The sequence below is a fragment of the Thauera aminoaromatica genome (assembly GCF_000021765.1).
GTDB classification, from domain to species: domain Bacteria; phylum Pseudomonadota; class Gammaproteobacteria; order Burkholderiales; family Rhodocyclaceae; genus Thauera; species Thauera aminoaromatica.
The window spans coordinates 1,117,716-1,141,118 of the sequence record NC_011662.2; the positions used below are offsets into that span (position 1 = coordinate 1,117,716).

Consider the following 23,403-nt stretch of genomic DNA (forward strand, 5'->3'; position numbering starts at 1 on the left):
CTGGATAAAGGTGCTCAGTGCTCGCGTGCGACCGGCGCATTCGCCGCTGACCGGCGCCAGGCGATGGCCGCTATGCCAGCCCACACCAACGTGCGCAGCGTCATGGCGACCACCGTGCGTCGCTCCCAGGCGCCACCCAGAGCCACATGCACTCCGAAAGCGAGGAACACGAGTGCGGTCGCCACCGTGATGACAATCGCCAACCACGCGGCCCAGCGCCGGCGCATCCACAAGCCGACGCCGGCGACGATGTAGGCGAACCCGGCCAGAAAATTGAACCAGAGCACGAAAGGCACATAGTGGCCGGCGGCTTGGCGCGCCGCGCCGTCGACAAACAGAACGGCGCCGCCCTCCCGAAGAGTGAGCAGGCCGAAGCCGATCGCGAGCAGGGAGATCAGCCAGTTCCAGAGGCTGCGTTGTGGATGAGTGGTCATCTTCATGGCCTTTACTTGATCGCGGAAACTCCCAAGCCTTCGCCGTCGTCGCGGCGTGCGTGTGCGTTCCGCCGGGCGGTCGGGCTGAGTGTTGAATGACGCGGATTCGCGCTGGAGGCGCAACGCGATCGCATGACCGTGGTGTGCCTCTCGGCCGACCGGGCAACTGCGTGGCGGCAGGATGGAAGGCGTTTCATCGGGTGTGCGTGATGCCACGGAGATAGATGGCAAACACGGCTGGCGCATCACGACGAATGCGACTGACCTTGCCGGCCAACAGCGACTGCATGACCAGTCCCTGGATCGTGCCGATGAACAACACGGCGGCGGCATCCACGTCCAGATCCGCATCCAGGTCGCCTTGCGCCTTGCCTGCCTCCATCAGGCGGCGCAGGCGCTGTTCGTATTGACGGAGCAAGGTCTGCACCATCCGCTTGGCGAGCGTCTCGCCAGAGCGTTGCAGTTCTCCGAACAGCATGCGCGGCACGCCGGGATGCTTGGCCACGAAGTCGATGTGCGTCATGAACATGGCTTCGAGTGCTGCGGCAGGAGACGCGGCGCCCTCGGCCGCCTTGTCCACGCGCACCAGTAGACGCTCACCGACCCAGGTCATCGTTGCCTCCAGGATCGCGTCCTTGGTGGGGAAGTGGCGAAACAGCGCGCCCTGCGTCAAACCCATTCGATCGGCGATGGCCGTGGTCGTGATTTCGGCCGGGTTTTGCTCCGCGGCCAAGTCCACCACCGCTTGCACTGTGGCAGCACGCCGCTCTTCAGCGGACAGATGTTGAGGACGTTCGCTCACCGATCAGACTCCATAAAGTAAGTGACCTATTACTATCCTAACATGCAAAACATCCGCGTCGCAAGATCGGGAATACGGTTCATCGCACGGGAAAGGATGGTTCCTGCCCCATCCATGGATCGTGGCCAAGTGAGCTGACGAGACCCAGGAAGCGAACACACCCCTCAGGCGGATCATGAGTAATCGGTCGGCAAGTCGGCCACCTCAGTCAGAGCAAGAGAAGCGATTTCGTTCGAGCGAAGGCGGAAATCCCCCGGGCGTTCTTCAAGGCTTTGCATCTTTTCCCGTAGGCATTATGATAGTAATAAGTTACTTACAACATCGGAAGATCAGAGATGAACACCCTTGCCATACCTGACAAGCCCGCGCCGGCACCGTCCGTCTGTCACCCCGATGTCCTGGATACGCTTGCGAACGCGTGCCGGGCACGCGGCACTGGCGGGTTGTCGCCGGCGGCGGGTTTGCTGGCTTGGTACGACTGGGCGCTGCACCTGAGCCTTTCACCGGGCAAGCAGCGCAGCCTGATCGACAAGGGGTTGCACAAGCAGCGACGCTTGGCGCGTTACGTCGCGCACGCTGCAAGTGCCCACGGCTGCCCCACGTGCATCGAGCCATTGGAGCAGGATCGGCGCTTCGAGGCGCCGGCCTGGCAGCAATGGCCGTTCAACGTGATCCACCAGGGCTTTTTGCTGCAGCAGCAGTGGTGGCACAACGCCACCACCGGCGTGCGCGGCGTGTCGCGCCATCACGAGAACATGGTCACTTTCGCCGGGCGGCAGTGGCTGGACATGTGGTCGCCATCGAATTTCATCTGGACCAACCCGGAAGTGCTGGAAGCCATCAGAACCAGCGGCGGCGCCAACCTGTGGCGCGGCGCGATGAACTTCCTCGACGATGCACAGCGTCTGGCGCTTGACGATGAACCGGCCGGGGTCGAAGGCTTCAAAGTCGGCCAGGACGTGGCGGTCACGCCAGGAAAGGTGGTGTTTCGCAACCACCTGATCGAGCTGATCCAGTACACACCCACGACCCCCGATGTGTATGCCGAGCCGGTGCTGATCGTGCCCTCCTGGATCATGAAGTACTACATCCTCGACCTGTCACCGTACAACTCGATGGTGAAGTACCTGGTCGACCAGGGGCATACGGTGTTCATCCTTTCATGGAAGAACCCGACCGCGGCCGATCGCGACCTCGGCCTGGAGGATTACCGGTGGTTGGGGGTCATGGATGCACTGGACGCGGTCACGGCCATCGTGCCCGAGCGCAAGGTGCAGGCGGTTGGCTATTGCCTGGGCGGCACCTTGCTGACGATCGCCGCAGCCGCGATGGCGCGCGATGGCGACGACCGGCTGCACAGTTTGACGCTGCTGGCGTCGGAGACCGACTTCCGCGAGTCGGGCGAAATCGCGCTTTTCATCGACGACAGTCAACTCGCCTGGCTGGAAGCCGGGATGTGGGACAAGGGCTATCTCGACGGCAAGCAGATGGCCGCCTCTTTCCAGATGCTCAACTCGCGCGACCTGATCTGGTCGCGCCGCGTGCGCGAGTACCTGCTGGGCGAACGGCAGGAGTTCAATGACCTGATGGCCTGGAATGCCGACGTGACGCGCATGCCGTATCGCATGCACAGCGAGTACCTGCGGCGTTTGTATCTGAACAACGATCTGGCCGAGGGACGCTACCAGGTCGGCGGACGGCCGGTGGCGATCGCCGACATCGAAGTGCCGATGCTCATCGTCGGCACGGTGCGCGACCACGTCGCCCCCTGGCCATCCGTGTACAAAATGCACCTGCTCAGTGATGCGGAACTGACCTTCGTACTGACCAGCGGCGGGCACAACGCCGGCGTGGTCAGCGAGCCGGGGCACCCCCGGCGCAGCTACCAGATTGCGACCCGCAGCGCCGGCGCTCGCTACATCGATCCGCAAACGTGGCGTGCCGAAACCCCGCTGAACAAGGGCTCCTGGTGGCCAGCCTGGCAGCAGTGGCTGGCGCGACGTTCGACCGAGCGGGTATCGCCACCTGCCATGGGAGGCACGCAGGCGCCGCTCGGTGATGCGCCTGGTACCTATGTGGCAATGCGGTGACAAGACGCACTGAAGCCAAGACGCACTGAAGCCGAGACAAGGCTAGACCATTTCAGCAGGGACATCACTAGGGATGGCCCACACCCGCCCCAAAGGGGGCCCACCATGACCGAAGGGCACTGCAATGAGCAACGAACTGCCAATCCATCTCTACAAAGCCAATGCCGAGCTGCAACTGCAGATCACGCGCTTGCTGCAGGAGAGCAGCCATCACTGGCTCGAAGCCATGCAACAGCTCAGCGCTGGCGGCGTGCTGGAGACCACCTCGCGCATCCAGGGCCTCCAACAGGCGGCCGACTGGCAGGCGCTCGCGACTTTGCCGTCAGAGGTGTTCTGGCGCCTGTGCCAAGGCCGCATGGGCGATGCCCAAGCGGTCGGGCAAGTAGCAGCCAAGAGCCAGGCGGCCTTTGCCAATGGTCTGCGTCAAGCACTTACGACTTGGCAGGAATCTGTCTCCGAGGCATTCGGCACCAGTGGCGACGCAGCCTCTTTCACGCAGCTTTGCCAGCGCTGGGCGCAGCCCTGGACCGCCCCAAGCGCCGTACCCCAAGGCAAGACCAAGAAATGAGGGGACGGCAATGTATACGACGCAACGGACGGCGCTGGTGACGGGAGGCAACCGGGGATTGGGCGCTGCAATCGCCCGTACCCTGCACGACGTCGGCCACCGCGTGATCGTCACGCATACCCCCGGCAACATCACGATTGGCCAGTGGCAGCAAGCGCAAGCGACACAGGGCTACACATTTGCTGCCTACGGGGTGGATGTATCCGACTACGAATCAACGCAGGAACTGGCGCGGCGCATCCACGCCGACGGTCATCGGATCGATATCCTGGTGAACAACGCCGGCATCACCCGCGACGCAACGCTGCGCAAGCTCGACAAGGCCGGGTGGGATGCCGTACGGCGCACCAACCTAGACTCCATGTTCAACGTCACCAAGCCGTTCGTCGATCCGATGGTCGAGCGCGGCTGGGGTCGCATCGTCAATATCTCGTCGATCAACGGCAGCAAGGGCCAGTTCGGGCAGACCAATTATTCGGCGGCCAAGGCCGGGGTACATGGATTCACCAAGGCGCTCGCACAGGAGGTGGCGCACAAGGGCGTGACGGTCAACACCGTCTCGCCGGGCTATTTCGCCACCAAGATGGTGATGGCGGTGCGCGAGGATGTGCGCCAGAAGATCATCGATGCGATTCCGATTGGCCGTCTCGGTCAGCCGGCCGAGATTGCGGCACTTGTCGCCTTCATCGCCAGCGAAGCCGCCGCCTTTATGACCGGCAGCAACGTGGCGATGAACGGCGGCCAGCATATGTATTGAGTAGTCGAGGGGCCTGCGGCATGAAAGTCTGGACCATTCGCTTGGGCAGTTCACCGAAGAGCATCCTTTACACACTCGGGTGCTCGGATACGAAGCATGCGCATTGACACGAGGGTGTTTGCGTGCTGACGGATAGTGATCTGCAAGTCCTCCGGTTGACCGCACGTTTAGCAGGCGTCGTCACCCTGATCCTGATTGACATCCCCATCGCTTGGTGGCTGGCTCGTACCAAGACCTGGTGGAAAGGGCCGATGGGAGGCTGCCTTGGAGCCTAGATTGCTACGCTATTTCGTTGCAGTCGCGGAAGAGCTGCATCTCGCCCGCGCGGCCGAGCGTCTCGGGATCGAGCAATCTCCCGTATCGCGAGCAATGCGCGACCTGGAAAGCCAGCTTGGCGTGCAGTTGTTCGACCGCAGCACCCGCCTGACGCGGCTGACCTGGGCCGGCCAGGTGTTCCTAGGCGAATGCCGACGCGTGATGGCCACCGTGGAGCAGGCAGTCAAGAGTGCCAAGGCGGCGGCACAGGGCTACCAGGGCCATCTGCGCATCGCGATCTGCGACGGCCTGGCGCAGCCCCGCATCGCCACCTTGCTGGCACGCAGCCGCGAGGAGGAGCCCGAGATGGAGATTCGCGTCTTCGAGCTGCCGTTCGCGCAGCAGCTCAAGACGCTGCACGACGATCTGCTGGACATCGGCTTTGCGTTGTCAAACGCGGTACATGATGGCCTCGTCGCCGAGCCGGTGTGGACCGATCCGCTGTCGGTGATCGTGCCCGCACGCCACCCCTTGCTGGCACACGTGCAGGTGCCGCTGGCCGAAGCCCTGAAGTTCCCGCTGGTTCTGTGCCATCCCGAATCGGGATCGGGCTGCCGCCATCAGATTCAAGCGCTGCTGCAGGACGCAGGCACGCCGCTCAAGCTGGTCGATGAAGTGACCAGCCTGGGCGTGATGCTGACCCTGGTCGGTGCCGGCTACGGCATCGGCTTCGCCATCGCCTCGCAGGTGCAGACGCTACAGCGCCCGGACATCTCCATTCGTCCCTTGGCCGGCAGCCCACCGGTGCTCTCTACCTACCTGCTGCGCCGCCGGGGCGAACCCTCGGAGCCCATGAAGCGGTTCATCGAGCGGGCGAAAGGCGGGCGGGACCGCGCCGCCGGAGGAGTGACCACCCCCAGAGAAGGGTGCCAGCGTCGATGGGATGCGCGTAAGGTGGTGTGATGGTAGACGGCCGTCCAGGGATGCGTGGTAAAATCAACTCGTTATGAAGCTGCTGTAGGAAGCTTGGTTTCCGCACGCAACTTCCGGTTAGCTCAACTCGGTCTGCCCATGAACCGTACCGCTTCGATCACCGTTTCTCAGTGGTGGCGCTTCCACTAGGAAGCGGCACGTCGTCGCGGTTTCGTACCGCGCCTTGCCGCCGTATCGGTAGGCAAGGTCCAGCAGATGGCTCTCCGGCACGGCGGCTCCAAGATCTTAGGAGATTGCCCGATGCCGTCAAGACGCTCAGCCTTGCCTCACTCCCCGCCAAGTCGGTTGGCGGGTAGAGTTCCTTTCGCTTCTTCTCGTCCCCGTCACCCGCGTCGAGCCGCGGGTGTCATGGGTAGTCTGTGGGCGCTGCTGCCCCTGGGCCAGCCCGGTGTGGGCGAGGCGTCGAGCCGGCGTACCGGCCCCCATCAGGCCCTGATCGACGCATCTTCCACCGCAGTCGCCCGCCAGTGTGTATATATCTGTGTATATGAAAACGCAGTTGCGCCGCACGAGTCATTAATAATCAATATGTTGGAGCAGTCATGCTGCTGATGATCGACAACTACGACAGCTTCACCTACAACCTCGTGCAGTACTTCGGCGAACTCGGCGCCAAGGTCAAGGTGTATCGCAACGACGAGATCACCCTCGAGCAGATCGGCCGCCTCGCGCCCGAACATCTCGTCATCTCGCCCGGGCCGTGCTCCCCGGCCCAGGCCGGCATCTCGGTGGCGGCGATCAAGACCTTCGCCGGCAAGCTCCCCATCCTGGGCGTCTGCCTCGGCCACCAGAGCATCGGCGAGGCCTTCGGCGGGCGCGTCGTGCACGCGAAGCGCCTCATGCACGGCAAGACCTCGCCGGTGCATCACATCGACCAGGGCGTCTTCCGCGGCCTGCCCAACCCGCTCACCTGCACGCGCTACCATTCGCTGGCGATCGAACGCGCCAGCCTGCCCGATTGTCTGGAAGTGACGGCGTGGACCGAGGACGGCGAGATCATGGGCGTGCGCCACAGGACGCTCGACGTCGAGGGCGTGCAGTTCCACCCCGAGTCCATCCTCACCGAGTGCGGCCACGCCCTGCTGAAGAACTTCCTCGACCGCGGCGCCAGCCAGCCGGCGGCCGCCTGAAACGAACGCTGCGAGAGCCTCATGACCACGATTACCGCCCAGCAAGCCCTGCAACGCACGATCGAGCACCGCGAGATCTTCTTCGACGAGATGCTCTCGCTGATGCGCCAGATCATGGCCGGCGAGATCTCCCCGGTGATGACCGCCGCCATCCTCACCGGCTTGCGCGTCAAGAAGGAGACCATCGGCGAGATCACCGCCGCTGCCACGGTGATGCGAGAGATGTCCACCAAGGTCGTGGTCGAGCCGCCGCACGACCACTTCCTCGACGTCGTCGGCACCGGTGGCGACGGCGCCAACACCTTCAACATCTCCACCACCACGATCTTCGTCGCCGCGGCCGCCGGCGCGCGCGTCGCCAAGCATGGCGGACGCGGGGTGTCGTCGAAGTCGGGCGCGGCCGACGTGATCGAGGCGCTCGGCGTCAACCTGGAGCTCACCCCGCAGCAGGTCGCCGAGTGCATCGAGGCCACCGGCATCGGCTTCATGTACGCGCCCGCCCACCACAGCGCGATGAAGAACGTCGCCCCGGTGCGGCGCGAGATGGGTGTGCGCACCATCTTCAACATCCTCGGCCCGCTCACCAACCCGGCCGGCGCGCCCAACACGCTGATGGGCGTGTTCCATCCCGACCTGGTCGGCATCCAGGCGCGCGTGATGCAGCGCCTCGGCGCCAACCACGTGCTGGTGGTGCATGGCCTGGACGGCATGGACGAGGTCAGCCTGGGCGGTGCCACCCTGGTCGGCGAGCTCAAGGACAACAAGGTCGTCGAGTACGAGATCCACCCCGAGGACTTCGGCCTCGCCATGGCGGGCAGCCGCCAGCTGCGCGTCGAGGACGCCGCCGAGTCGCGCGAGGTGCTGCTTGGCGTGCTCGACAACCGCCCCGGCCCGGCGCGCGAGATCGTCGCCTTCAACGCCGGCGTGGCGCTGTACACGGCCAACCTGGTCGACACCATCGGCGCCGGCATCCTGCGTGCGCGCGAGATCATCGAGAGCGGCGCCGCGCGCGCCAAGCTCGACGAGTTCGTGCGTTTCACCCGGCAGTTCGGGAGCGGCCGATGAGCGACATCCTGCAGAAGATCTGCGCGGTCAAGGTCGAGGAGGTCGCCGCCGCCGCCGCCGCGCGGCCGCAGTGTCTGGTGCGCGAGGACGCCGCGGCGCAGCCGCCCGCGCGCGATTTCGTCGGCGCGATCCGCGCCAAGCACGCCGCCCGCCGTCCCGCGGTGATCGCCGAGATCAAGAAGGCCAGCCCCTCCAAGGGCGTGATCCGGCCCGACTTCCACCCCGCCGAGATCGCCGCCGACTACGAGCGCGCCGGCGCCGCCTGCCTGTCGGTGCTCACCGATCGCGGCTTTTTCCAGGGCGCCCCCGAATACCTCCAGGCCGCACGCGCCGCCTGCCACCTGCCGGTGCTGCGCAAGGACTTCCTGGTCGATCCCTACCAGGTCTTCGAAGCGCGCGCGATGGGGGCCGACGCCATCCTGCTGATCGCCGCCTGCCTCGACCTGGCGCGGATGCGCGACATGGAGCAGCTCGCGGTCGAGCTCGGCATGGCAGTGCTGGTCGAGGTGCATGACGCCGCAGAGCTCGAGCACGCGCTGCAGCTCGAGACCCCGCTGATCGGCATCAACAACCGCAACCTGCGCACCTTCGAGGTCTCGCTGCAGACCACGCTCGACTTGTTGCCGCGCATCGCCAGCGGCGCGGCGGGCCGCATCGTGGTCACCGAGTCCGGCATCCTCGAGGCCGAGGACGTCGCCCTGATGCAGGCCAATGCGGTGCACACCTTCCTGGTCGGCGAGGCCTTCATGCGTGCGCCGCATCCGGGCGCCGAGCTGCAGGCACTGTTCGGCCGCTGAGGCGCCCGGGTGAGCGCGCACGACCACGACGCCGCGCCCGCCGCGCCGCCACGCCGGCGCCGGCTGGCGCGCGCGCTCGGCTGGGGCGTCGCGCTGCCGCTGGCGCTGCTGTGCGGCGGCAGCGCCTGGCTCGCCGGCACGCAATCCGGCCTCGACGCCGCGCTCGGCCTCGCCGCACGGGCCACTTCCGGCGCGCTGCAGGTCGAGGGCGCGCGCGGCCGGCTGTTCGGCCGTCTCGACGTGGATCGACTGGCCTGGCGCGGGCCGGGGCTGGAGCTCGAAGTGCGCGCGCTCTCGCTCGAGTGGACGCCCGCGGCGCTGCTGCAGCGCCGCGTCGATATCGAGCATCTGACCGCGGGTCGCGTGCTGCTCGCCCAGGCGGTGGCCGAGGACCCGCCCGCCTCTGCGCCCCTGGCGGCGCCATCCTCCTTGGCGCTGCCGGTCGCGATCGCGCTGCGCCGGCTCGCCGTCGGCGCCTTCCTGATGCGCGAGCTGCCCGCAGGCGGTGACCTTGCCGTGCCGCTCGCCGGCGCCGCACCGGGTTCGGCGGATGCTGCCGTGCCGGTGCAGGGCGAGGTCGCGGCTGCGGCGGGCGAGGCGGCGCAGGCGCTCGATCGCGCCGCCGACGTCGCCAGCGACCCGGCGCTCGCCGCCGAGGCCACGACCGAGGTCGCCGCCGAGCAGGGCCTGGTGTTCTCCCGCCTGGAGGCCGCGCTCTCCAGCGACGGCCGCCATCACCGCCTCGAATCCCTCTCCGTCGCGCTGCCGCAGGGCCGCGCTCGCGCGGCGCTCGCGCTCGACGGCGTGGCGCCCTTCGCACTCGCAGGCGAGGCGGGCTTCGACGGCGTGGTCGAGACCCACGCGGTCGCGGTGCAGGCGACGCTGGCCGACAGCCTGCTCGAACCGCGCCTGCAGGCCAAGGCCACGCTGGGTGCGGCGCATGCCCAGATCGAGGCCCGGGTCGAGAGCTTCGCCGCCGATCCCCTGCGGCAACTGCGGCTGAAGGCCGGCGGCATCGATCCGGCGGCCTTCGCTGCCGGTGCGCCCAGCGGCGAGTTCGCCATCGAGGCCGAGCTCGCCGCCCCCGCCGCGGGCGAAGGCCTGCTCGCCGGCCCGATCCGCGTCACCAACGCCCGCCCGGCCGCGGTGGACGCCGGCGGGATTCCGCTCGAGGCGCTGTCGGCGCAACTCGACTGGAAGCGCGCCGAGCTCGCCCTCGACGCCGTCGAGTTCCGCCTCGCCGGCGGCGGCACCATCGCCGGTCGCGTGGCCTGGCACCCGCCTGCGCTGCCCGACGCGACCGCTTCCGCCGCGCCAGCGGCCGAGGCCGGGTTCGGCCAGTTCGTCGCTGCGCTCGAACTCGCCGGCATCGATACGCGCGCGCTCGACGGCCGCCTGCCGCGTCAGATCGTCGCCGGCCGGGTGGATGCCGAGGCCGGCGCGCAGCGCCAGACGGCGCGGCTGGCCCTCATGGTGGGCGCGGCGCGCATCGACGCCGACGCCAGCCTGAGCGTCGTGCCCGCCGCGCCCCCCTCGCCGGTGGCCGCTGCGAGCGCCGCCGGCGAGGGGGGGGCGCAAACCGCTCGTGAAGGCGCCGCTGCCCCCCCTGTTCCTGCGCAGGCAACGGACCTGCCCGCCGCCGTGCACGCCGGAGCGGCACGCAGCTTCACCCTCTCGGCCCGCCTGCGCGGCGTCGATCCGCGCGCGCTGCGGTCCGAGCTGCCGAGCGCTCGCCTCGACCTCGATCTGGACGCGCGCGGCGACCTGTCTGCCGAGGGGCTGCCGCAGGCGGTCGCGCTCGACTTCACCCTCCCCGACAGCCGCCTCGACGGGCGCCCGCTGCGCGGTGAGGGCCGCCTGCGTGTCGAAGGCCTGCGCGTGCCCGAGGCGAAGATCGACCTGAACATCGCCGGCAACACCCTGCGCGCCGACGGCGCCTTCGGTGCGCCCGGCGACAGCCTGGCGCTGCGCCTGGACGCGCCCGCGCTGGCGGCGATCGGTTTCGGGCTCGGCGGCCGCGCCGGCGCCGAGGGCCGCATCGGTGGCACGCTGGAGGCGCCCAACGGCCGCCTGGACCTCTTCGGCGAGAACCTCGCCCTGCCCGGCGACGTGCGCCTGGCGGGCTTGAACGCCCGTGTCCGCCTCGATTCCGGCATCGACGGCCCCTTCGAGCTCGCGCTCGGCCTCAGCCGGCTCGGCAGCCGCGTGCGCGGCGCCGACGGTGCGCCACCGCCCGACTGGCTGGCGAGTGCGCGCATCGAGGCCGGCGGCACGCGCGCGCGCCACCGCCTCGACGCCGACCTCGCCACACCGAAAGTGGAGGGCGTCGCCGACACCCTGCGCCTCGCGCTCGAAGGCGGCCTGCCTGCGGGCGAGGTGCCGCGCTGGAGCGGCCGCCTCGCCGCGCTCGAGGTCGGCGGACGCTTCCCCGCCCGTCTGCAGGCGCCGGCCACGCTCGAGCTCGGCGCCGATCGCGTGCGCCTCGGTCGCGTCGAGATCGAGGCCGGCGACAAGGGCCGCATCCGCCTGCTCGAGACCGCCTGGTCGCCGACGCAGAGCGTGCTGCGCGGCGACCTCGCCGGGCTGGTGGTCGAGACCGAACCCCGGCGCCGCGACGGCCGTCCGCGCCGCAACGCCGACCCGCTGAGCCTGGGGGCGCGCTGGGACCTCGCGGTCGGGCGCACGCTGGAAGGCGAGGCGCGCGTGTTCCGCGAATCCGGCGACATCAGCGTGGAGGGCGAGCTGCGTACCCGGCTCGGCCTGGAGAAGCTCGAGGCGGTGCTGAACGCGCGCGGCGATCGCATCGACCTCGCCGTCGACGTGCAGGGCAAGGAGCTCGGCAGCGTGCAGGGCGAGGCCGGGCTGCGCGCGCGACGCGGTGCCGACGGCCTGTGGAGCGTGCCGCCGGCGACCGCGATCCGCGGCGCGGCGCGGATCGACATGCCCTCGCTCGCCTGGCTCGGGCGCCTCTCACAGGAGAGCGTCGAGCTCGCCGGGCGCATCCGGGGCGACTTCACCGTGGGTGGCACGATCGCGGCGCCGCGCGCGAGCGGTCGCATCGAGGGGCGCGAGCTCGGCTTCACCCTCGTCGACCAGGGCCTGATGCTCGCCGGTGGCGAGCTCGATGTCGACTTCGACCAGGAGCGCGTGCGCCTGGAGCGGCTCGAGTTCGTCTCCGAGAACCGCGTGCGTCCGCGCGAGAATCGCATCCCCTTCGAGCGCCTCACCGCCACGCCCGGGCGCTTCACCGCGCGCGGCGAGCTTGCGCTCGACAGCGGCGCGGGCGATTTCCGCTTCGACGCCGACCGCCTGCCGCTGCTGCAGCGCGACGACCGCTGGATGCTGCTGTCGGGCGGCGGCACGGCGCGCAGCACCTTCGAGTCGCTGGCGCTGGACGCGGAGTTCCGCGCCGACGCCGGCTACCTCGAGTTCGCCGAGGCGCTGCCGCCCAGCCTCTCCGACGACGTCGTCGTGCTCGGGCGTGAGCCCGCACCGGCGCAGCAGGGCGGCGGCTTCGCGGTGAATGCGGATGTCAGCGTCGGCCTCGGTGACGCGCTCTACCTCTCGGCGCTCGGCCTCGAGACGCGGCTCGCCGGCGGGCTGCGCATCCGCCTGCAGCCGGGGCGGCCGCTGTCGGCGGTGGGCACGATCGAGACCGTGGGCGGCGGCTACCGCGGCTATGGGCAGAACCTCACCCTGGAACGCGGCCTGATCAACTTCCAGGGCCCGCTCGACGCGCCCGGACTCAACATCGTCGCGCTGCGCAAGGGCCTGGAGGTGGAGGCCGGGGTGGCGATCACCGGCAGCGCCAAGCGCCCGCAGATCAAGCTGGTGTCCGATCCCGAGGTGCCCGACCCCACCAAGCTGTCGTGGATCGTGCTCGGGCGCGCGCCGGACGCCGGCTCCGGCGCCGACCTCGGCCTGCTGCTTCCGGCCGCCGCGGCCCTGCTCGGCGGGCCGGGTGGCGGCATGACCGAGGAGCTCTCGCGCAGCCTCGGCTTCGACTCCTTCTCGATCGGCCAGGGCGAGCTCAACAGCACCACGCGCACGCGCAGCAGCCGGGTGCTCGGCAGCGGTCAGACGGTCTCGGGCGGGCCCTCGGTCGCCGGCCAGGTGCTGAGCCTGGGCAAGCGCCTCGGGCCGGACCTTTTCCTCAACTTCGAGCAGGGCCTGGGCGGGGCCGCCACCCTGGTCAAGCTGACCTACCAGGTCTCGCGCCGCCTGTCGGTGATCGCCCGCGGCGGCACCGACACCGCCCTCGACCTCCAGTACGGCTTCTCCTTCCGTTGAGGCGCGTGGCGGGCGGGGAATGATTCCCCTCCCGTGCGGTCTCTCCGATGCCATGACCAACCCCGATGGAGCGAACAGATGACAGAGAGCAAGAACGATCCGGTACGCGAGACCGCCATCCTGGGCGGGGGCTGTTTCTGGTGCCTGGAGGCGGTGTTCGACCTGGTGGCCGGCGTGGATGAGGTCGTGCCCGGCTATTGTGGCGGCCACGTCGAGCTGCCGAGTTACCGCGACGTGTGCTCCGGCGGCACCGGTCACGCCGAAGTGGTGAAGATCGTGTTCGATCCGGCGAAGGTGAGCTACCGTGAGCTGCTCGACGTCTTCTTCACCATCCACGACCCCACCACGGTCGACCGCCAGGGCAACGACGTGGGCCCGCAGTACCGCTCGGTGATCTTCGCCACCTCCGAGGCGCAGCTGCACACCGCGCTCGCCACCATCGAGGCGCTCGGCGAGCGCCGCGTGTTCCCGAAGGCGATCGTCACCCGGGTCGAGCGTGCGCCGCGCTTCTGGCCGGCCGAGCCGGAGCACCACGACTACTATGTGAACAACAGCGACCAGCCGTATTGCCAGTACGTGGTGGCCCCCAAGATCACGAAATTCCGCAGCCACTTCGACCTGCGCCGCTGGCCCGAAGGCAGCAGGTAGAATGCGCGCTTTCACTCACGGCAGGAGAACGGCATGACCCAGACCACCACCGCCAGCGGGCTCGTCATCGATGAACTCGAGCTCGGCAGCGGCGATACCGCCGAGAAGGGCCGCATGGTGTCGGTGCATTACACCGGCTGGCTCACCGACGGGCGCAAGTTCGACTCGAGCAAGGATCGCAACGATCCCTTCGTCTTCCCGCTCGGCGCCGGCCACGTGATCCGCGGCTGGGACGAGGGCGTGCAGGGCATGCAGGTGGGCGGCAAGCGCAAGCTCACCATCCCGCCCGAGCTTGGCTACGGCGCGCGCGGCGCCGGCGGTGTGATCCCGCCTAACGCCACCCTGGTGTTCGAGGTCGAACTGCTCAAGGTGCTGTGATCCCACGCGGGGGCGGGCGCCCCCGCCGCGAGGCGGTGCGGCCGCCTCGCCATCGACACCAGGAGAACCCGGCGTTTCGAGCCGGGCAAGGCAGGGAGACATGAAACTCGACCCGGCGCAGCGTCACATCCTGACCCTGCTGCAAAAGGACTCCACCCTCAGCACGCAGGCGCTCGCCGACAAGGTCGGCATGTCGCCGACGCCGTGTTGGCGGCGTGTGCGCGAGATGGAGGAGGCGGGCGTGATCCGCGGCTACGTCGCGCTGGTCGACCGCCACAAGGTGGGCCTGGGCACCTGCGTGTGGGTGCGCGTCAAGCTCAAGCAGCACAGCGCCGACGTGCTCGATCGCTTCGAGCGCGTGGTCAAGGCCTGCGAGCAGGTGGTGGAGTGCTACGAGCTGCTCGGCGAGACCGACTGCCTGCTCAAGCTCTACCTGCCGAACCTCGAGGCCTTGTCGGTGTTCATGCACGAATTCCTGCTCAAGATCCCCGAGATCGACGTCACCCATTCCGCGGTGGCCCTGCGCGAGATCAAGAACGAGACCGCCCTGCCGCTGTGAGGCGGGCAGGGCGGTCGCGGTGTCGGCACGATGCAGGCTTCGCGCCGCGCTTGCTGGAGCGCCGGATCGCGACTCGCGTCGCTCCTACGGGCGAGGCAGGATCGCGACTCGCGTCGCTCCTACGGGCAGGGCGGAATCGCGACTCGCGTCGCTCCTACGGGCGCGGCTGGACGCGCCGCGATTTTGTAGGAGCGACGCAAGTCGCGATCGGTGCGTCGGTTCCTACAGGTTGCTCCAGAACACGAACAGCACGCCCACCGGCGCGACGTAGCGCGACAGCAGGGTCCACAAGCCGAATGTGGCATCGCCAAGGCCCAGTTCCGCCTTCACGCCCTGCTGGTCCAGCTTCCACGCCGCGAACACGATTGCACCCAGGCCGGCGAGCGGCAGCATGAACTTGCTGGTCGCATAGTCGAGCAGGTCGAAGATGTTCATGCCGAGCAGCTTGACGTCGCTCCACACGTTGAAGGACAGCAGCGCGGCGATGCCCAGCGCCCAGATGGTGATGCCGGCGATCAGCGTGGCGGCGACGCGGCCGAGCGGGGTGCGCTCCTCGATCAGCTCCACCACCGGCTCGAGCAGCGAGATCGACGAGGTCAGCGCGGCGAAGGTCAGCAGCAGGAAGAACAGTGCGCCGATGACCAGGCCGCCGCCCATGTGGCCGAAGGCCAGCGGCAGGGTCACGAACACCAGGCCGGGGCCGGCCGCGGGGTCCAGGCCGTTGGCGAACACGATCGGGAAGATCGCCATGCCGGCGCACAGCGCGAACACCGTGTCCATGATCACCACGGTGCGCGCGGCGCGCAGCAGGTTCACCTCCTGCCCGAGGTAGGAGCCGTAGGCCATCATGATGCCCATGCCCAGCGACAGGGTGAAGAAGGCGTGGCCGAGCGCGGCGAGCAGCACCTTGCCGTCGAGCTTGCTCCAGTCCGGGTTGAAGAGGTAGGCGAGGCCCTGGCCGAAGCTGCCGGTGGTCATCGCGTAGCCGACCAGCACCAGCAGGATCACCCCGAGCGCCGGCATCATCAGCTTGGTGCCGCGCTCCAGGCCGGCGGACACGCCGAGCGCCACGACGACGACGGTGAGCAGCATGAAGATCGAGTGCCAGGTCAGCAGCTCGGCCGGGCGGGCGAGGAAGCCCTCGAAGGCGCCGCCGATCGCCGCCTTGTCCAGGCCGATGAAGGCGCCGGTGGCGGCGTCGCGCATGTAGGCCAGCGCCCAGCCGCCGATCACCGAGTAGAAGGACAGGATCAGGAAGGCGGCGAGCACGCCGATCGCGCCCACCACGGCCCAGTTGGTGCTGTGGCCGTTGTCGCGCGCGACCTGGGCCATGGTGTTGATCGGGTTCTTCTGCCCGCGCCGGCCGATCATCCACTCCGCGACCAGAATGGGCACGCCGATGAAGGCGATGCAGGCCAGGTAGACCAGCACGAAGGCGGCGCCGCCGCTCTGGCCGACCATGTAGGGAAACTTCCAGATGTTGCCGAGGCCGACGGCGGAGCCGGTGGCGGCGAGCACGAAGCCCATCCGCGACGACCATTGGCTGTGTGCGTGCTTGGCCATGTCAGCGTTCCCTGCGGAGAGTGGGTGCGACGGGGGCGTGCGGCCGCGCGGGGGCGGCGCCGCGGGTGGCGGCGTTCGGGTTCATGCAGGTCTCCTCGGATCGTTTCACGCTCGTGGCGTGTGGAGGGAAAAGGCGCGGATTCTAAACGTCCGAGGCCTGCCGCCCAAGCGGGGATGCCTGCGCCGCGACGTGTGCGGATCCGTGCCGACCCCTTTTGTGGTCGCCGGACGGTTGGGTCCGGATGGCGCGCATCGTACGGCTTGATGCGTGAAATAATTTTTCTTATATCGGCGTCCGCAGCCCCGATTGCGCAAAATCTTTTCCGCCGCTCGCCCTAGCATGTGCATCCACGAGCGCCGCAGGCCGAGCCGGCCGCGGTTGCGCACCGACCCACCCGCAGAGGAGACCACGCCGACCCGCCGGCAGCCCGCGCCAGACGCGCAGGCCTGCCGACCGGCGGCGGTTCACGCCACCATGTCGAACATCGCCCCCACCGTCAGCCTCGACGATAAATACACCCTCAAGACCGGCCGCGCCTGGATGACCGGCATCCAGGCCCTGGTACGCCTGCCGATGATGCAGAAGCTGCGCGACGAGGCCGCCGGCCTGAACACCGCCGGCTTCGTCACCGGCTACCGCGGCTCGCCGCTCGGCAGCGTCGACCAGGAGTTCTGGAAGGCGAAGCGCTTCCTCGAGCCGATGAACATCCGCTTCCAGCCCGGGCTCAACGAGGACCTCGCCGCGACCTCGGTGTGGGGCACGCAGCAGCTCGGCCTCGACCCCAACGCCAAGGTCGATGGCGTGTTCTCCATCTGGTACGGCAAGGGACCCGGCGTGGACCGGACCTGCGACGTCTTCCGCCACGCCAACGCCGCCGGCACCTCGCAGCATGGCGGCGTGCTGGTGATCGCCGGCGACGACCACGCCGCCAAGTCCTCGACCCTGCCGCACCAGACCGAGCACGTGTTCAAGGCGCTGATGATGCCGGTGCTCGCCCCCGCCGGCATCCAGGAATACCTGGAATACGGCCTGCACGGCTTCGCGATGTCGCGCTACTCGGGCTGCTGGGTGGCGTTCAAGGCGCTGACCGACACGGTGGAGACCTCGTCCTCGGTCGACATCGATCCCTTCCGCGTGGACATCCGGGTCCCGAGCGCGCAGGAGTTCCCGCTGCCGCTCGACGGCCTCAACCTGCGCTGGCCCGACCCCCCGCTGGTGCAGGAGGAGCGCCTGCTCCACCACAAGCTCTACGCCGCGCTCGCCTACGGCCGCAAGAACGGGCTGGACCGCATGGTCATCGACCCGCCGCAGGCGCGCCTGGGCATCCTCACCAGCGGCAAGAGCTACCTCGACGTGCGCCAGGCGCTCGACGACCTCGGCATCGACGAGACCACCGCCGCGGCGATCGGCCTGCGCCTGTACAAGGTCGGCATGGTGTGGCCGCTCGACGCCGAGGGCGTACGCCGCTTCGCCGACGGCCTCGACGAGATCCTCGTGATCGAGGAGAAGCGCCAGTTCCTCGAGTACCAGCTGAAGGAAGAGCTCTATAACTGGAAAGATGAGGTGCGCCCGCGCGTGATCGGCAAGTTCGACGAGAAGGGTGAGTGGAGCCTGCCGCACGCCGACTGGCTGCTGCCCGCCGCCGGCGAGCTCACCCCGGCGATGATCGCGCGCGCGATCGCCGGCCGCATCGCGCGCTTCCACACCTCGGACCGCATCAAGGCGCGGCTCGCCTTCATCGAGGCCAAGGAGGCCGCGCTCGCCAGGCCGCGGCTGTCCATCCAGCGCGTGCCGCACTACTGTTCCGGCTGCCCGCACAACACCTCGACCAAGGTGCCGCAGGGCTCGCGCGCGATCGCCGGCATCGGCTGCCACTACATGGCGACCTGGCTGTCGCCCGAGCACACGCAGACCTTCTGCCAGATGGGCGGGGAGGGCGTGCCCTGGATCGGCCAGGCGCCGTTCACCAACACCCCGCACGTGTTCGCCAACCTCGGCGACGGCACCTACATGCACTCGGGCATCCTCGCCATCCGCGCCGCGGTGGCGGCGAAGGTGAACATCACCTACAAGGTGCTCTACAACGACGCGGTGGCGATGACCGGCGGCCAGCCGCACGACGGCACGCTGTCGGTGCCGATCATCGCCCGCCAGCTGCTCGCCGAGGGCGTGGGCACGGTGGTGGTGGTCAACGACGGCACGCCGCGCGCCTACGGCCCGGCCGATCTGCCGCACGGCGTGGCGGTGCGCCACCGCGACGAGCTCGACGCCGTGCAGCGCGAGCTGCGCACCGCGCCGGCCGTCACCGCGATCATCTACGACCAGACCTGCGCCGCCGAGAAGCGCCGCCGCCGCAAGCGCGGCAAGTTCCCCGATCCCGCCAAGCGCGTGGTGATCAACGACCTCGTGTGCGAGGGCTGCGGCGACTGCAGCGACAAGTCGAACTGCATGTCGGTGGGCGCGGTCGAGACCGAGTTCGGCCGCAAGCGCTTCATCGACCAGTCCTCGTGCAACAAGGACTATTCCTGCGTGAAGGGCTTCTGCCCGAGCTTCGTCACCGTCGAGGGCGGCAAGCTTCGGCGTGGCAAGGCGAGCGGCGCGAGCGCCCTCGGCGGCCGTCTCGCGGACGAGCTCCCCGAGCCGCAGCTGCCCGACACCGCCGCGCCCTGGGGCATCCTCATCACCGGTGTCGGCGGCACCGGCGTGGTGACCATCGGCGCCCTGCTCGGCATGGCCGCGCACCTGGAAGGCAAGGGCATCTCGGTGCTCGACATGGCGGGGCTGGCGCAGAAGGGCGGCGCGGTGTGGTCGCACGTGCGCATCGCCGACCGCCAGGAGCAGCTCCACGCCGCGCGCGTCGCCGCCGGCGAGGCCAACGCCGTGATCGGCTGCGACCTCGTGGTGGCGGCCAGCGACGAATCGCTCGCCAAGATGCAGCATGGGCTCACCCGCGTCCTCATCAATCGCGATCAGACCAACACCAGCGAGTTCGTGCGCGGCTTCGCCGCCCAGGCGCGCAGCGGCGACGTGCTCGCCAACCCCGACCCGCAGTTCCCGGCGGCGGCGATGGAGGCACAGATCGTCGACGCGGTCGGTGCGGACAAGGCCGAGTTTCTCGACGCCACCGCGCTCGCCACCGAGCTGCTCGGCGATTCGATCGCCACCAACCTGTTCATGCTCGGCTTCGCCTGGCAGCGCGGCCTGGTGCCGCTTTCGCGGCAGGCGATCGAGCGCGCGATCGAGATCAACGGCACCGCGATCGAGGCCAACAAGGCCGCCTTCCTGTGGGGCCGGCGCGCCGCGGTCGATCTGCGTGCGGTGCGTGAGGCCGCCAAGCCGCGCTTCGGCACGCCCGCGCACCACCGCCTGTCGACCAGCGTCGACGAGCTGATCGCGCGTCGCAAGACCCATCTGACCGACTACCAGGATGCCGCCTACGCCGAGCGCTACCTGCGCCTGGTCGAGCGCGTGCGGGTCGCGGAGGCGAAGGTCGCGCCCGGCATCACCCTGCTGACCGAGGCGGTGGCGCGCGGCTACCACAAGCTGCTCGCCTACAAGGACGAGTACGAGGTCGCGCGCCTGTATACGGACAGCGACTTTCTCGCGCGCGTCGAGGAGCAGTTCGAGGGCGACTACAAGCTCGTCTTCCACCTCGCGCCGCCGATGCTGGCCGACAAGGACCCAGCCAGCGGCGAGCTGAAGAAAAAGGCTTACGGTCCCTGGATGCTGAAGGCGATGCGTGTGCTGGCGAAGCTCCGCCACCTGCGCGGATCGAGGCTCGACCCCTTCGCCCGCAGCCACGACCGCAAGCTCGACCGCGAGCTGATCGCCGACTACGAGCGTGTGGTCGACGAGATCGTCGTCAACCTCGACCGCGCCAACCACGAGGCCGCGATCGAGCTGGCGGCCCTCCCCGAGCAGATCCGCGGCTACGGCCACGTGCGCGAGCGCTACCTCGCCGGCGCACGCAGGCGCCAGGCCGCACTGCTGGAGGACTTCCGCCACCGCCGCGCACCGGGCACGCCGCTCGCCACCAAGGCGCGCAAGACCATCGCGATCATCCCGGGCTGAGGCACGCCGCCGTAATCGCGACTTGCGTCGCTCCTACGAAGATCGCCGCGCTGGCGGAGGCGCTGTGGGAGCGACGCAAGTCGCGATCGACGATCGCGAAACGAGCGCGGTACAGACCGGCAGCGCCGTAATCGCGACTGGCGTCGCTCCTACGGAAAACCGGCGCGCTTCCGGAGGTGCCGGTGGGAGCGACGCAAGTCGCGATCGACGGCGAACCGAAACCCCTCTTCACCCCTGCCGCAGCGCCGGCGTCGCCACCCCTGGCGCCGAGACTGTGGAAATCATCCACGTTCCCACAAGGAAGGAGACACAGCATGGCCGTATTTTCCCTGAGCGACTTCGCCGACCACGAGCAGGTGGTCTTCGTCAGCGACGACAAGAGCGGACTGAAGGCGATCATCGCCGTCCACAATTCCAACCTCGGCCCCGCGCTCGGCGGCTGCCGCATGTGGCCCTATGCCAGCGAGGAGGAGGCGGTGCGCGACGTGCTGCGCCTGTCGCGCGGCATGACCTACAAGTCGGCGATGGCCAGGCTCAAGCTCGGTGGCGGCAAGTCGGTGATCATCGGCAACCCGCGTACCGACAAGACGCCCGCGCTGCTCGCCGCCTTCGCGCGCGCGCTCGAGCAGCTGAACGGCCGCTACATCGCCGCCGAGGACTCCGGCACCAGCGTTGCCGACATGAAGTACATGACGCAGTTCACCCGTCACGTCGCCGGCATCCACGACAAGCCTTCGGACGAGGGCACGCGCAGCGGCGACCCGTCGCCGGCCACCGCCTACGGCACCTTCGTCGGCATCCAGACGGCGGTGAAGGAGCGTCTCGGCCGCGACTCGCTCGAAGGCCTGCGCGTGGCCGTGCAGGGCGTGGGCAACGTCGGCTTCGATCTCGCCCGCCAGCTCGGGGAGGCGGGCGTGAAATTGTGGGTCACCGACATTCACCGCGAGCCGCTGGTGCAGGCGGGCAAGGAACTGGGTGCCACCGTGGTCGCGCCGGAGGAGATCTTCGGGCTCGACGTCGATGTGTTCGCGCCCTGCGCGCTCGGCGCCATCCTGAACGATTCGACCATCCCGCAGCTGAAGGCGAAGATCGTCGCCGGCGCCGCCAACAACCAGCTCGCCGAGCCCCGCCACGGCCTCGAGCTGATGAAGCGCGGCATCCTCTATGCGCCCGACTACGTCATCAACGCCGGCGGCATCATCGACGTGTATCACGAGCGCATCGGCTTCGAGCGCGCCGCACTGATCCGCCACATCGAGGGGATCCGCGACAACCTCATGGAAGTCTTCGAGCGCGCGCGCGAGGAGGACCGTCCCACCGCCGAGGTCGCCGACGCGATCGCCGAGGAGCGCTTCCGGCGCTGAGCCGCGGGCGTCGCGCGGGGCGGTTGCACGGCACGGCACGTCCACCATGCCCCGAGCGAAGGCACGATCGAACGCTCGGAGGCGTTCGGATCGCGCCCGGGCACGGCAAAGAACGCCTCCGGGCATTCGGCCATGCCCGAGGCTCGGTGCAGCCCCCAGCGGCCCGGCCGTGCGCGTCCCTGTGCTGCGCGCGCGAGGCATCGTCTTGCGCTTGCCGATGCGCCTGCATGCAGTGCGAATGCGAATGGCTCGCGCTGCCGTTCGCATCCATCCTTGCCTTTCGTATTTTCCCGCATATATTGACGTAAGAGTTCCGCCCGTCGTGATGGCGGCCGCCCAGGCAAGGCCTGGCGGCCCGGGTCCGTTCCCCAGGACCGCGCACCACGCCATGACGCCGACTCGGGACGGCGGACCTTCGTGCACGCATTCGCGGCGGTTTCACGCCCATAACGATAAAGGGGGGTCGGCAGTGAGACACCATTCATCCGGGGCGAGGCCCGGGACGCTCCCTCCCGGCCGTGCCCTGGTCGCGGCCTCGATGCTGGTGGCCGGCGTTCCTGCGGGCGCGCAGGACATGCGCCTGAACATGACGCGCGGCGCCACCGAGCTCAGCCGGCAGGTCTTCGACCTGCACATGACCATCTTCTACATCTGCGTCGCCATCGCGCTGGTCGTGTTCGGCCTGATGTTCTGGTCCATCGTGCGTCACCGCAAGGCCAGGGGGGCAGTGCCGGCGCAGTTCCATGGCAGCCTGAAGGTCGAGATCCTGTGGACCGCGATCCCGGTTCTGATCCTCGTGGCGATGGCGGTTCCGGCCACCCGCACGCTGATCGCGATGGAAGACACTTCCGCATCCGAGCTCACCGTGCTGGTGACCGGTTCGCAGTGGAAGTGGCACTACAAGTACCTCGACTACCCGATCGAGTTCTACTCGGTGCTCGCCACGCCGCGCGCGCAGATCGCCAACGCGGCGGACAAGACGCCGGACTACCTGAGGGCGGTGGACAAGCCGCTGGTGCTGCCCAGTGGCAAGAAGGTGCGCTTCCTGCTGACCGCCGACGACGTCATCCACTCGTGGTGGGTACCCGACTTCGCGATCAAGAAGGACGCGGTGCCCGGCTTCATCAACGAGACCTGGGCGCGCATCGACAAGCCCGGCTTGTACTACGGCAAGTGCGCCGAACTGTGCGGGCGCGACCACGGCTTCATGCCGGTGGCGGTCGAGGTGAAGACGCCCGCGGACTTCGAGGCCTGGGCGGCGCAGCAGGTGGCCGCCGCCGAGCAGGCCAAGGCCGAGGCCGAGAGCGCCGGACCGATGAGCATGGACGAACAGATGGCGCTCGGCCGGCAGGTCTATGAGCGGGCCTGTGTCGCCTGCCACCAGGCCGGCGGCGAGGGCCTGCCCGGCGTGTTCCCGGCATTGAAGGGCAGCGCGATCGCCACCGGCGAGCCGGCGGCCCACCTCCACATCGTGCTGTTCGGCAAGACCGGCACCGCGATGCAGGCTTTCGGCAAGCAGCTCGGTGTCAAGGAGCTGGCCGCGGTCATCACGTACGAGCGCAACGCCTGGGGCAACGCCAAGGGCGACCAGGTGCAGCCGGCCGACATCGCGGCCGCGATCGCGAAGGGGGAGTGAGT

17 protein-coding genes are annotated in these 23,403 nt (G+C 68.8%); 14 read left to right on the forward strand and 3 right to left on the reverse strand.

The features are described from left to right. Positions 1–14: 14 nt before the first annotated feature. A complete protein-coding gene (locus tag TMZ1T_RS05000) occupies positions 15–440 on the reverse strand; it encodes a hypothetical protein (RefSeq protein WP_083768689.1) in 426 nt (141 codons plus the stop codon). A gap of 187 nt (positions 441–627) precedes the next feature. Next, the gene (locus tag TMZ1T_RS05005; RefSeq protein ID WP_004255154.1) at positions 628–1,236 is read right to left on the reverse strand and encodes a TetR/AcrR family transcriptional regulator; all 609 of its coding nucleotides are present in this window, start codon (positions 1,234–1,236) and stop codon (positions 628–630) included. Between the two features lie 335 nt (positions 1,237–1,571). Here TMZ1T_RS05005 and TMZ1T_RS05010 point away from each other — a divergent pair, with 335 nt between their 5' ends. The 11 genes from TMZ1T_RS05010 to TMZ1T_RS05060 all read left to right on the forward strand — a co-directional run bounded on the left by TMZ1T_RS05010 (position 1,572) and on the right by TMZ1T_RS05060 (position 14,766). Further along, the gene (locus tag TMZ1T_RS05010) at positions 1,572–3,326 is read left to right on the forward strand and encodes a PHA/PHB synthase family protein (RefSeq protein WP_012584796.1); all 1,755 of its coding nucleotides are present in this window, start codon (positions 1,572–1,574) and stop codon (positions 3,324–3,326) included. 124 nt (positions 3,327–3,450) lie between these two features. After that, the gene (locus TMZ1T_RS05015; RefSeq protein ID WP_004255160.1) at positions 3,451–3,894 is read left to right on the forward strand and encodes a phasin family protein; all 444 of its coding nucleotides are present in this window, start codon (positions 3,451–3,453) and stop codon (positions 3,892–3,894) included. 10 nt (positions 3,895–3,904) lie between these two features. Beyond that, positions 3,905–4,651, forward strand: coding sequence for an acetoacetyl-CoA reductase (phbB, locus tag TMZ1T_RS05020; RefSeq protein WP_012584797.1), 747 nt, complete (start codon positions 3,905–3,907; stop codon positions 4,649–4,651). A 276-nt stretch (positions 4,652–4,927) separates the two neighbouring features. Further along, entirely contained in the window at positions 4,928–5,869 is a 942-nt protein-coding gene (locus TMZ1T_RS05025) for a LysR family transcriptional regulator (protein WP_455431908.1), read from the forward strand. Positions 5,870–6,441: 572 nt separating this feature from the next. Next, a complete protein-coding gene (locus TMZ1T_RS05030) occupies positions 6,442–7,029 on the forward strand; it encodes an aminodeoxychorismate/anthranilate synthase component II (RefSeq protein WP_012584799.1) in 588 nt (195 codons plus the stop codon). A gap of 21 nt (positions 7,030–7,050) precedes the next feature. Further along, positions 7,051–8,094, forward strand: a complete 1,044-nt coding sequence (gene trpD, locus TMZ1T_RS05035) for an anthranilate phosphoribosyltransferase (protein ID WP_012584800.1) — start codon at positions 7,051–7,053, stop codon at positions 8,092–8,094. Continuing rightward, on the forward strand, positions 8,091–8,891 hold the full coding sequence (gene trpC, locus TMZ1T_RS05040; RefSeq protein ID WP_012584801.1) for an indole-3-glycerol phosphate synthase TrpC: 801 nt from the start codon (positions 8,091–8,093) through the stop codon (positions 8,889–8,891). The genes trpD and trpC overlap by 4 nt, the downstream gene beginning before the upstream one ends. 9 nt (positions 8,892–8,900) lie before the next feature. Next, positions 8,901–13,181, forward strand: a complete 4,281-nt coding sequence (locus tag TMZ1T_RS05045; RefSeq protein WP_012584802.1) for a translocation/assembly module TamB domain-containing protein — start codon at positions 8,901–8,903, stop codon at positions 13,179–13,181. Positions 13,182–13,259: 78 nt separating this feature from the next. Further along, positions 13,260–13,829, forward strand: coding sequence for a peptide-methionine (S)-S-oxide reductase MsrA (msrA, locus tag TMZ1T_RS05050; protein ID WP_004307886.1), 570 nt, complete (start codon positions 13,260–13,262; stop codon positions 13,827–13,829). A 33-nt stretch (positions 13,830–13,862) separates the two neighbouring features. Then, complete coding sequence (locus TMZ1T_RS05055; RefSeq protein ID WP_004307885.1) at positions 13,863–14,207, forward strand: FKBP-type peptidyl-prolyl cis-trans isomerase; 345 nt, start codon at positions 13,863–13,865, stop codon at positions 14,205–14,207. A gap of 100 nt (positions 14,208–14,307) precedes the next feature. Then, positions 14,308–14,766: an Lrp/AsnC family transcriptional regulator gene (locus tag TMZ1T_RS05060; RefSeq protein ID WP_004307883.1), complete on the forward strand. Its 459-nt coding sequence runs from the start codon at positions 14,308–14,310 to the stop codon at positions 14,764–14,766. A gap of 222 nt (positions 14,767–14,988) precedes the next feature. On the opposite strand, the gene TMZ1T_RS05065 is transcribed toward TMZ1T_RS05060, so the two are convergent. Then, the gene (locus tag TMZ1T_RS05065; RefSeq protein WP_004307881.1) at positions 14,989–16,329 is read right to left on the reverse strand and encodes a sodium-dependent transporter; all 1,341 of its coding nucleotides are present in this window, start codon (positions 16,327–16,329) and stop codon (positions 14,989–14,991) included. A 475-nt stretch (positions 16,330–16,804) separates the two neighbouring features. On the opposite strand from TMZ1T_RS05065, the gene TMZ1T_RS05070 reads away from it, so the two are divergent. The 3 genes from TMZ1T_RS05070 to coxB all read left to right on the forward strand — a co-directional run bounded on the left by TMZ1T_RS05070 (position 16,805) and on the right by coxB (position 23,401). Beyond that, positions 16,805–20,401: an indolepyruvate ferredoxin oxidoreductase family protein gene (locus TMZ1T_RS05070; protein ID WP_012584803.1), complete on the forward strand. Its 3,597-nt coding sequence runs from the start codon at positions 16,805–16,807 to the stop codon at positions 20,399–20,401. Between the two features lie 314 nt (positions 20,402–20,715). Beyond that, entirely contained in the window at positions 20,716–21,765 is a 1,050-nt protein-coding gene (locus TMZ1T_RS05080; RefSeq protein ID WP_012584804.1) for a Glu/Leu/Phe/Val dehydrogenase dimerization domain-containing protein, read from the forward strand. 469 nt (positions 21,766–22,234) lie between these two features. Then, positions 22,235–23,401 carry a cytochrome c oxidase subunit II gene (coxB, locus tag TMZ1T_RS05085; RefSeq protein WP_012584805.1) on the forward strand — a complete coding sequence of 389 codons (1,167 nt, stop codon included), beginning with the start codon at positions 22,235–22,237 and terminating at the stop codon, positions 23,399–23,401. Positions 23,402–23,403 lie beyond the last annotated feature (2 nt).

Bases quoted from the DNA above. Each gene is read 5' to 3' on its own strand.
- TMZ1T_RS05055 (WP_004307885.1), top strand. From the start codon at position 13,863: ATGACCCAGACCACCACCGCCAGCGGGCTCGTCATCGATGAACTCGAG.
- TMZ1T_RS05060 (WP_004307883.1), top strand. From the start codon at position 14,308: ATGAAACTCGACCCGGCGCAGCGTCACATCCTGACCCTGCTGCAAAAG.
- TMZ1T_RS05000 (WP_083768689.1), bottom strand. From the start codon at position 440: ATGAAGATGACCACTCATCCACAACGCAGCCTCTGGAACTGGCTGATC.
- TMZ1T_RS05080 (WP_012584804.1), top strand. From the start codon at position 20,716: ATGGCCGTATTTTCCCTGAGCGACTTCGCCGACCACGAGCAGGTGGTC.
- TMZ1T_RS05030 (WP_012584799.1), top strand. From the start codon at position 6,442: ATGCTGCTGATGATCGACAACTACGACAGCTTCACCTACAACCTCGTG.
- TMZ1T_RS05010 (WP_012584796.1), top strand. From the start codon at position 1,572: ATGAACACCCTTGCCATACCTGACAAGCCCGCGCCGGCACCGTCCGTC.
- msrA (WP_004307886.1), top strand. From the start codon at position 13,260: ATGACAGAGAGCAAGAACGATCCGGTACGCGAGACCGCCATCCTGGGC.
- TMZ1T_RS05015 (WP_004255160.1), top strand. From the start codon at position 3,451: ATGAGCAACGAACTGCCAATCCATCTCTACAAAGCCAATGCCGAGCTG.
- phbB (WP_012584797.1), top strand. From the start codon at position 3,905: ATGTATACGACGCAACGGACGGCGCTGGTGACGGGAGGCAACCGGGGA.
- TMZ1T_RS05070 (WP_012584803.1), top strand. From the start codon at position 16,805: ATGTCGAACATCGCCCCCACCGTCAGCCTCGACGATAAATACACCCTC.
- TMZ1T_RS05065 (WP_004307881.1), bottom strand. From the start codon at position 16,329: ATGGCCAAGCACGCACACAGCCAATGGTCGTCGCGGATGGGCTTCGTG.
- trpD (WP_012584800.1), top strand. From the start codon at position 7,051: ATGACCACGATTACCGCCCAGCAAGCCCTGCAACGCACGATCGAGCAC.
- trpC (WP_012584801.1), top strand. From the start codon at position 8,091: ATGAGCGACATCCTGCAGAAGATCTGCGCGGTCAAGGTCGAGGAGGTC.